Here is a 7342-nt window from a genome sequence, read left to right as displayed (position 1 = left end):
GCAGGAGATACCACTCGAGCGACCGGTTGAACGGGTACACGCAGGCATACCCGCGCGGGTCCTCCCGGCGCACGAACCGCACGGCGGCGGAGTCGGGCGCGGCCCGGCCCGCGGTCCCGGCCGTGAGCGCCGCCGGCGACGCCACCGCGTACCGCCCGGGGCCGTGCTGCTTGGCCGCGTACATGGCCTGGTCCGCGATGCTCAGCAGCGCTCCGGCCACGATCGGCCCGGCGGCGCTGACGACGATTCCCACGCTCGCCTCGACCTGAACGTGCTGGGTGTCGACGACGATCGGCCGGCTGACCGCGTGGATGATCCGGCCGGCGGCGGCCCGCGCGGCCCGCTCGTCCGCGTGCCGCAGGAGCACCCCGAACTCGTCGCCACCGAAGCGCCCGGCCAGATCCCCGGGACCGAGTTCGGCCCTGATCCGCTCTCCGACGACCTGCAGCACCTGGTCGCCCGCGGAGTGCCCGAACGCGTCGTTGACCGGCTTGAACCGGTCGAGGTCGATGAACAGGACGCCGATCCCCGCCCCGGCCGTCCCGTCCCGGGGCGCCTGGAGCGCCGTGTCCCCGTCACCGGTGCCCCGGTCACCGATCCTCGGGGTGCTCTCCGCTGCGGCCGGGCCCACCAGGGGAGGGAGGTCGATGGGACCGGCTGGTGTGGGCGTGAGGACGCCGTCGTCGTCGGTGCCGGCGTCCACGACCAGAGCGGCGCCGAGGGCCTCCTCGAAGGCCCCCCGGTTGAGCAGGCCGGTGAGGGCGTCGTGGCCGGCGTGGTAGCCGAGGCGGTCGAGCAGTCCCTCGCGCTCGCCGACGGCGTGACAGGTGATGAGCACCTTCGGTGACCGGATGGCCTGTGGCAGCTTCCGGGCGGCCACGTCGAACCAGTCCGATTCGCCGTCCGCCCGGGCCAGCCGGACGTCGAGGAGCGGCGACTGAGTGAGGTCGTCGAGCAGGGCCACCAGCCTGGGGGCGTCGTCCGGATGGGCGAGCTCCGAGAGCAGACGCCCCGTCCACGCCGCTGGCACGAGGCCGAGCAGCGGCTCGATCGCGGGGCTGACGAAGACGAGCTGGCCGGTCGGTTCGGAGACGAGAACGATGTCGTGGGCGACGGCGAGCAGTCGCCGGAGCCCGGCATGGGACCGCCGGATGGCGACCGCCCGCGCGAGCGCGATGAGCAGTGTCGCCAGCCCCGCCGCCGCCGACACCGCCAGCAGGGTGAGGTCCCGCCGGTTGTGCCACGCGCGCAGGTCGGCCTGCAGCGCCGCGCTGCGTTGTTCCAGGTAGGTCAGGGAGCCGCTCTGGGGGTCGAACGCGGTGATGTGGACGATCCCCACTCCGTGCTCGGTCGTCTTCCAGCTTCGGGTACCGCCGGCCTGCTCGCGGGAGCGCCGTAACTCGTCGAGGGTCAGCGGACGCCGCCCCACCAGCGCCGCGTTGGTCGACGAGAGGACGACACCGTCAGGGGTGATGGTCGAGACGCTGCCCGCGCTCGTGCCGCGCAGGTCGGCCAGCCCGGCGGCGAGCTGACGGCTGGACTTCTCGGTCGCCAGCGCGACGAGGACGGCCCAGGGCCGCGAGGTGGCGAGCGGCACGAGCGTCGCGCGGAGGGGGGGTTCGCCGGAGCGGGGAAGGAGGTGGGCGGTGTCCACCCCAGCCTGGGCGGACTGCCACGCCGAGCCGAGCTGGCCGGCCGTCAGGTGGAGGCCGGCCGGAGCGGTGGCGAGGGTCTTCCCCGCGGGGTCGAGCAGGGCGATACCGTAGTCGACGTCGAGCGTCGGCGACAGGCGCAGCCGGGCGAGCTGCTGGCCGTTGCCGGGGTTGCCCGGGCGTAGGTCAAGGTGCTTCACCGCCGAGCGCAGCGCCGCCTCACCGCCGGTGTCCGACTGCCAGCGCGCGAGCCGTTCCACCAGCTGTGCCTGCGCGGCGACGCCTGCGGACTCCTCCTTGTCGAGCAGACAGGCGTCGAGTACGAGAGCGAGGCCGCACAGGACAGCGAGCGCGGAGAACACGGCCAGCGGTCGGCTCCAGGCCCGCTGCGGGTCGGCACCCCGGCGGTTCCTGCCGGCCCGGAACAGAACGCGACCGCGGGGATGACGATCGGGACGATGTCGCGTTCTGGTCCGGCCACCCCTGATCATGTTTGCGCCCCGTCCGACGAAGGTGCCCGGACTCGACAGATCTCACCGTGAGTACAGGAATTGATTTCGGAGGCCGGATGCATCCGATAGTCGGTGAGCATACGAGTGTCGGCCGGCGGGATTCCGCTGCCTTCGCTCGTTTGGGCGAGCTCCGGCCAGCCTGTGTGCGGCGCGCGACAATGGGATGGTCGGTGGTTTGTCTCCGGATTGAAGTGTGGATTCCGGTAACCCACGATGGAGCTACCCAGAGTCATAGTGATCATACTTGAGGTAACCTGCGGGGGTACGATTCCCGAAAGTTCATCACTCTGTGACGCTAAATTTTAGCGGATAGTTACCCATCTGGCTGAATGATTAGATCATCTACTTCCTGTGTGGCGCGCGTGCGGTCCCGCCCTGCGTCGAATCTTCAGGGTCTGTGAACGCGCTAGGTGATGGCCTGTGGATTTGGGTGACCAAGGGATGGCTGAACACGCTCGGGTGAGCGCGTCCTGCCGCCGGGATGAACGCCGAGTGATCATTTGGCTGGCTCCGGCGGCGCAGCCGATCGTCACTCTCCGAGCGGAGCGATGGCTCCGGCAGCGGTCCGGCCCGCGACCCGCCCGGGCGCACCCGGTCGGCGGGATCCGTGTGCGGGTGTTGATACCGGGACACCACACCAGCCAAATAGCCGGCGGTTCCTGGCGGCCGGGTCGAAATGCGCGGCGGCGCCGAAAAGGAGCCCGGCCGAACGGCACGGCGGAACGCGCCGTCCGGCCGATACTTTCCGCGCGCGGTCGAAGTTCGCCGCGACTATGTTGTTCGGTGCATTCGGCGGTGTCGACGGGCGGAATTCCGATCGAGGTCCGGGCCGGCGGCCGGTCCGGTTGAGCGTTAATGGTCCAGTAGTGGACGGGAGGGGCGACGATGAGCTCGGCAGACACCCACGTGGTGACGAACCAACCGCCGCCGGCGGAAACGGACCCGTCCGCGGATCCGGCCCTGCTCGCCGCGCTGGCCAGGGAGGGCGCGGGCTGGCATCTGCCCGATCTGCGCCGACTGGGCCGGTTGGCCGGCTCCGAACAGGCGCTGCGCTGGGCGGAGCAGGCCGACCGGTATCCGCCGGAGCTGCGCACTCATGATCGTTATGGGCATCGCGTCGACGAGGTCGAGTTCCATCCGGCCTGGCATGCCCTGCTCGAGGTCGCCGTGCGGGAGGGGATGGCGGGCGCGCCGTGGGCGGACCCGCGGCCGGGCGCCCACGTCGCGCGGACGGCGAACATCCTGGTCTGGGGCACCGTCGAGCAGGGGCATCTGTGCCCCGCCTCGATGACCTACGCCGCGGTCCCGGCGCTGCGCGCGGCTCCCGAGTTGGCAGCCCGGTACGAACCACTGCTGACCAGCCGTGTCTACGACCCCGGCCTGCGGGTGCCGGGGAACAAGGCCGGCCTGCTCGCGGGCATGGGCATGACGGAGAAGCAGGGTGGCTCCGACGTGCGCTCGAACACGACGACCGCCACCCCGGCCGGGGACGGGACCTATCGGCTGCGCGGCCACAAGTGGTTCACGAGCGCGCCGATGAACGACATCTTCCTGATTCTGGCGCAGGCGCCCGGCGGGCTTTCCTGCTTCCTGGTCCCCCGCGTCCTGCCCGATGGCAGCCGCAACACCTTTCGGCTCCAGCGGTTGAAGGACAAGCTCGGCAATCGCAGCAACGCCAGCGGCGAACCGGAATTCGACGAAACCGTCGGCTGGCTTGTCGGCCCGCAGGGGCGGGGCGTCCAGGTCATCATCGAAATGGTTGCCCTCACCCGGCTGGACGCCGCCGTCGCGTCCGCCGCCGGAATGCGGGCGGCGCTGGCCGCCGCGGCGCACCACGTACGCCACCGGCGGGCCTTCGACACGCTGCTGATCGACGCGCCGCTGATGCGCAACGTCCTGGCCGACCTCGCCGTCGAGACCGAGGCGGCGACGACCCTGGTGATGCGGGTCGCGGGTGCCGTGGACCGCTCCCTCCAGGGCGACGAGGGCGAGCAGGGGTACCGGCGGCTGGCGACGGCCGTGGCGAAGTACTGGGTGTGCAAGCGGGTCCCGGCGGTGGTCGTCGAGGCCCTCGAATGCCTCGGGGGCAACGGCTACGTCGAGGAGTCGGGCATGCCCCGGCTGTATCGGGAGGCGCCCCTCAACGGGATCTGGGAGGGCTCCGGCAATGTCAACGCGCTCGACGTGCTGCGGGCGCTCGGTCGAGACCCGGTCGGGGTGGCCGCCCTGAACGCCGAGATCGAGGCGGCCCGTGGCGGGGACCACCGGCTCGATCGGGCCTGGGACCACCTTCGGGGGCGGCTCGTGTCGGCCGGCGACGACCCGTTCGCCGCGCGCCGGGTCGTCGAGAGGTTGGCGCTCGTCATGCAGGGTGCGCTGCTCGTCCAGCACGCCCCGCCCGCCGTCGCGGACGCGTTCTGTGCGACCAGGATCGCCGGTGACGGCGGTCTCGCTTTCGGCACGCTACCGTCCGGCACAGATGTCGTAGGTATTCTCAGCCGGATTGCATCGGCGGACTGACCGCTGGTTCATCTAGCGATATCCGTAACGAGTCGGATGGGGATAGAAACGCTTTGTAGCTCCCCTGCAGCGAATGGCAGTGGATCGCCCCTACCCTGGTAGGCGACTGCGCCCTCGGGGGGTTTCCATGATTTACTTCTGCCTGGCGATTGCCGGGCTGATAGTGCTCGCGGGCGTACTCGGCCTGATCCGCGGGCAGGCCGAATGGGCCTGGATTTACGGCCGTCGGCGCGCGGGATTCGTGACCGGCGGAGGTTCGGCGGCGCTGGTGGCCTTCGGGCTGCTCGCGTCGCATGGCATCGGCACCGGTGACGGTAGCCACAAGGACCCGACGACCAACAGCGTCTACATCGCTCCCTCGTCCCGCGGCGGCTCATCCGCCGGCGTCCCCGGACCAACCGATGATCCCGTGGCCACCGGTGCCCCGGCAACCGGCCGTGGCGCGGGGCAGCCGGAAGGAACGCCGGGTGGCAGGTCTGTGAACGGCACGGACCTCGCCTGGTTCAACTCGCCCGCCCGAGGGGGCTCGCCCGCCGGGGCACCCGCAGCGGACGCCCCCCGCGACTCCCATCGCCCAGTGGTGGCCGCCCCGTCGACCCACGGGCAGAACCGGCCGCCCGCGGCACCGCCGCGTGGTCAGGGCCAGCAGTCCGCCGCGCCGCGGCAGAGTCAGGTCTCTGCGCCGCCGAAGCAGAACCCGGTGCCGCCGAGGGAGAATCCTGTGCCGCCGAGGGAGAATCCTGTGCCGCCGAGGGAGAATCCTGTGCCGCCGAGGGAGAATCCGGTGCCGCCGAGGGAGAATCCTGTGCCGCCGAGGCAGAATCCGGTGCCGCCGAGGCAGAATCCGGTGCCGCCGAGGCAGAATCCGGTGCCGCCGAGGCAGAATCCGGTGCCGCCGAGGGAGAACCCATCTCCCGCGCCCCCGAGGCAGACCCAGGCTCCGGCCCCGCCGAAGCCACCCAGACGGACCCGCCATCCCGCGCCGCCGCCCCGGCAGAGCCGTCCGCCCGCGACCCCTCGTGATCCACACCGCCCATCCACCTCGCCGCGTCCGCCGAGACGGCCGCCCGCGTCGACGGCACCGTCGCGGTCGTCCCCGTCCCGCGGCGGTGGCAGCACCGTGCGGCCGCCGTCGGGCGGCGGCGCAGGCGCACGTTCCCCCCCAGGCGGTTCCGGCGGAACGGGTGGGAGCGGCGGATGGCCGGACGGCGGCGACTCCGGCGGTAACGGCGGCTATCACAGTCCGGGCCACAATCCGGGCGGCGGGCGGCCGGGCGGTGGTAGCCGACACGGCGGGCAGGGCGGCTCGGGAGGCGGCGGCGGCGGTGCGGCGGGTCCCTCGACCGGGTCGTCGCCCGCGCACCCGAGCCCGCCGGACCGGCCCTCGAACGGCCCGGCAACGTCGCGCCCGCCTCGCTCCGGGCCGGTCCGGGAGGGACCCGACGCACCGGAGCGGTCGGCGGCTTCGCCGACCCGGCTCGCAGCCAGTACTCCCGTCGGCCGGCCGGCCGCGTCGTCCTCGCCCGGCGGGGCCGACGGGAGCGCTCCGCGCGGTGGTACCCCGACGCGATCCGCTGACCGTCCGATCCGGACCGCGCAACCGGTGGCGACCACGCGATCCGCGGCGACGACCGGATCGGCGCCGACGGGGCGGTCCGGTCCGACAGGAGGGTCCGAGCCGACGGTCCGGCCCGTGCCCACGGCGCAGGTGGCACCGCCCGCCCCCACGAGCCCCGAGGCACCGGCGGGTCCGGCAAGCGGGTCGGGCGAGGGGCCGTCGGGGCTGACCGGCCCCTGACCGTCGTCCCCCGCCTGCCCAGGGTTGATCGAACGTGATCGCATCGTTGCCAGACCGTGCGAGCTGAGCGACTACGGCCACGACACGGTCTCAACGTATCGGCCAGGTAACTTTCGGTGAGCTACGGTTCGGGTGCTCGCTCGACTGCTGCGCCCGGGGGGCCTGATGCCGGTGTTCGCCATGGCCATGGCGCTGCTTGCCGTAGTGGTGATGTTCATCGGCATCGCCGGGACGCTGTGCGGGCGGATCGACCGGATCGGGCTGCGGGACCGGCGTCGAGGCATGCTGGTGGCCGCAAGCGGGTTCACGGTCGCGGTGGCCGCCTTCGGGTTCGCCGCGCCGGTCGGAGTCGACCGCGACGACGACGGCCAGCTGAGTGCGGACCGGTTCGCCGACGCGGAGTTCGGCATCGGCCCTGAGCCGGGGAAGGCCGCGCGGCAGCCGCCCGCCGCGCTCGTGCCGCCGGTGCCGCCACTGCCGGCGTATCCCAATCCGATCTACGGAACGCTACTGCCCACACCCGGGCCAAGCGAGCACGCTCCGCCCACCGGGACAGCCGGGCCCGACGGCGCCCTCGGCTACGACCAGGGGGGTGCGGGCCAGGACGACCTGACCGGCCCAGACCCGCTGACCGGCCCAGACCCGCTGACCGGCCCAGACCCGCTGACCGGCCCAGACCCGCTGACCGGTGCGGGCGATTCCGTCGTGTCCCCACGCCCGTCCTCGCCGGCGGGTTGGGGCAGCGGTGGCCGGTCCCGTGCCGCCGGCACCGCTGGTGGTGCTGCCGGTGCCAGCCCCGGGCAGCCCGGCCGTTCTGGCGGCACGACCTCTGACCTGGGCGCCCTCGGCGACCCAGGCGC

3 protein-coding genes and 1 pseudogene are annotated in these 7342 nt (G+C 72.7%); 2 read left to right on the top strand and 2 right to left on the bottom strand.

Translation table 11 applies throughout. From position 1 onward, the window contains the following. Window positions 1–2014 (bottom strand): diguanylate cyclase domain-containing protein (locus tag MXD58_RS15925; RefSeq protein WP_250609464.1); only part of this gene is annotated, 2014 nt, incomplete at its 3' end. A 1035-nt stretch (window positions 2015–3049) separates the two neighbouring features. Here MXD58_RS15925 and MXD58_RS15920 point away from each other — a divergent pair. Then, window positions 3050–4684 (top strand): acyl-CoA dehydrogenase family protein, encoded by a 1635-nt coding sequence (locus MXD58_RS15920; RefSeq protein ID WP_248838788.1) that lies wholly within the window; start codon window positions 3050–3052, stop codon window positions 4682–4684. Window positions 4685–5353: 669 nt separating this feature from the next. Here the strand turns inward: MXD58_RS15920 and MXD58_RS15915 are convergent. Continuing rightward, window positions 5354–5803 (bottom strand): hypothetical protein, encoded by a 450-nt coding sequence (locus MXD58_RS15915; protein ID WP_248838787.1) that lies wholly within the window; start codon window positions 5801–5803, stop codon window positions 5354–5356. 811 nt (window positions 5804–6614) lie between these two features. Between MXD58_RS15915 and MXD58_RS15910 the strand changes: the two are divergent. Further along, window positions 6615–7342: pseudogene (locus MXD58_RS15910) on the top strand (hypothetical protein); the annotation flags it as partial.

It is taken from the genome of Frankia sp. AgKG'84/4 (assembly GCF_023242965.2).
Classification (GTDB): domain Bacteria; phylum Actinomycetota; class Actinomycetes; order Frankiales; family Frankiaceae; genus Frankia.
This window is presented reverse-complemented; position numbering and strand designations above follow the sequence as displayed.

Bases quoted from the DNA above. Each gene is read 5' to 3' on its own strand.
- MXD58_RS15920 (WP_248838788.1), top strand. From the start codon at position 3,050: ATGAGCTCGGCAGACACCCACGTGGTGACGAACCAACCGCCGCCGGCG.